This window comes from Methanoculleus sp. DTU007 (genome assembly GCF_001512385.1).
In the GTDB taxonomy this organism is placed as follows: Archaea; Halobacteriota; Methanomicrobia; order Methanomicrobiales; family Methanoculleaceae; genus Methanoculleus; species Methanoculleus thermophilus.
This window is the reverse complement of the sequence record NZ_LFRO01000022.1, coordinates 1-2,199: the sequence shown is the minus strand read 5'-3', so window position 1 is coordinate 2,199 and position 2,199 is coordinate 1. Positions and strand designations below refer to the sequence as shown.

Genomic DNA, 2,199 nt, shown 5'->3' with positions numbered 1-2,199 from the left:
CAGCACAAGGGCATCTCGATCGACGAACTCGAGGAAGAAGGCTACGGCCGCCGCAGCAACTGCCGCCGCTGCAAGATGAAGATCCCCCGCCAGGCCGATCTTGCCTGCGGAAACTGGGGTGTCATCGGGGATAAGGCCGGCAAGGCGACCTTTGTCGAGGTCTGCTCGGAGAAGGGGGCAAACCTCCTCGATGCAGCCGTGAAGGCAGGAGCGATCGCCACCGAGCCCGCGAACCCGAAGGGTATCGAGATCCGCGGCAAGGTCGAGAACGCGATGCTCAAACTCGGCGACAAGTGGCGGGCGCGCTACTTCGAGAGCCTCGGGGAAGGCAAGGAGCGCCTCCAGAAGATCATGGAGGACTCGAGCCGGTGCACCAAGTGCTACGCCTGCATCGAGAACTGCCCGATCTGCTACTGCGTCGAGTGCAGCACGAAGAAGCCCTACCTGGTAGCGCCCGGCGTTCTCCCCGTGCCGTTCATGTTCCACCTGATCCGCTACGCTCACGTGGCTGACTCATGTGTCAACTGCGGCCAGTGTGAGGAGAACTGCCCGATGGAGATCGCGAACTCCCTCTATATGCACGCCCTGCAGACCGAGATGGAGAAGATGTTCGGCCACGTCCCGGGTGTGAACATGGATCTTCCAGTGCTTGCGCTCGTTGAGGAGCGGGCGGAGCGGGATCGGCTCACTGCAACCGGCGACGACCAGATCTTCGACATATTCAAGTAATCCCCTTGCCACGGCAGGCTGTGATGGGCTCGCGCCCGGAGCCTGACCGGACCCGGGGAGGGTCCAATCGGGTGTGTGATCGATCGTCGAAGAGCATCTTGAGTTCTATAAAAATCTGAAAGTGCCCGTGCCGGGGCACAAAAGAATTTGCCTGGGCAATACCCGGGGACGGACGGATTCCCCGATCCTCTCCCGCCCCGGGGTAGCCGGTAAAACCTCTTTTATACCGTTTTTCGACTCATGAGAATAAATGAGGTAAGCGGGATCGGATGGCCGAACTGCTGCAATACCTATGAGGTTCGTCTGTCCCTCATTGCCGTTCGTGACATAGAGAGGTGGTGTTGGGCAGAGCGTTCTCCGTAATCTCGGTAAGAGTTTACGACGCACCATATCAAACGCGATCAAGGGACCGGCAGGATATAGTTCACCCCCGCAGATCTCTTATGGGATGACCGGCCCCACACCGGGCAGTGCCCGGTGCTCTCCGGGAATGCGTCAATACGATGTGAGGAAGCATGTTCAAGAGAATTGCCTGTATCCGTATCGGTGGTGGAGAGATCGCCCGTGATGCCGCCGAGGAGACGCCGGTTGCGATCTTCGTCAATGGCCGCCACCTGACAACCGTGATCTTGAGCCCCGGTGGGTTTCAGGACTTCATCACTGGCTACCTCTATACCGAAGAGATCATCAAAAGCCCCGATGAGATCGAGTCGGTCAGGATCGAGGAGAATAGGATCAGTGTCCTCACAAAGAATCCCTTCCGAAGGGGCACCGTAAAGAAGACCATCCTCTCCGGGTGCGGAGGGGCTGTCTCCTACATCGACACCCAGAAACTGCCCACAATCGACTCCGATCTCGCGGTCTCCATCCCCGAGATCGAGGCCGCCGTCGCTGCCCTTTCGGCGCCCGACCCGCTCGATGCGGTTTTGCTCGCCCTGGACGGCCGGCTCGTCGCCCGCTTCGAAGATCTCGACCGCCACAACGCACTCGACCGGGTCATCGGCCGGGGACTCCAGGACAAACTCGACTTCTCCCGGATGGTCGCCGCCAGCACCGGGGCGATCACCTCCGAGATGGTCAGGAAGTGCCTGGTTGCCGGCATCCCGGTGCTCGTCTCCACCGGCACGCCGACCGCGCTTGCCGTCGAGATCGCAGACGAGACGGGCCTATGCATCGTCGGTTCTGCCAGGACACCGGAGATGGCGGTCTATACGCATCCGGAGAGGATTGTGGGGTGTAGCGGGGCGTAGGGTGGGAAACCTTTCGAAATTCTTCGAATTTTTCACTCTCTGATCCTACGAATCGCCGCACCTCGAAACTCTTCGAGTTTCTCAAGATCCGGTCCTTCGGACTCTCGCTCCTCCAAAACCCACCATCTTTTCAGGACAACTTGAAACGTGTTGATACCCCGTGGCTCCACCCGGCACGGATTCCCACTGGGCATCGCATTTAGGGGGGAGGGGACAGGGG

General features: G+C 59.8%; 2 protein-coding genes. Both read left to right on the top strand.

Going from position 1 to position 2,199, the window contains the following annotated elements; translation table 11 throughout:
• Nucleotides 1-729 (top strand): Coenzyme F420 hydrogenase/dehydrogenase, beta subunit C-terminal domain (locus ACI94_RS02045; protein ID WP_286681034.1); only part of this gene is annotated, 729 nt, incomplete at its 5' end.
• A gap of 515 nt (nucleotides 730-1,244) precedes the next feature.
• Complete coding sequence (fdhD, locus tag ACI94_RS02040) at nucleotides 1,245-1,979, top strand: formate dehydrogenase accessory sulfurtransferase FdhD (RefSeq protein ID WP_066958858.1); 735 nt, start codon at nucleotides 1,245-1,247, stop codon at nucleotides 1,977-1,979.
• Nucleotides 1,980-2,199 lie beyond the last annotated feature (220 nt).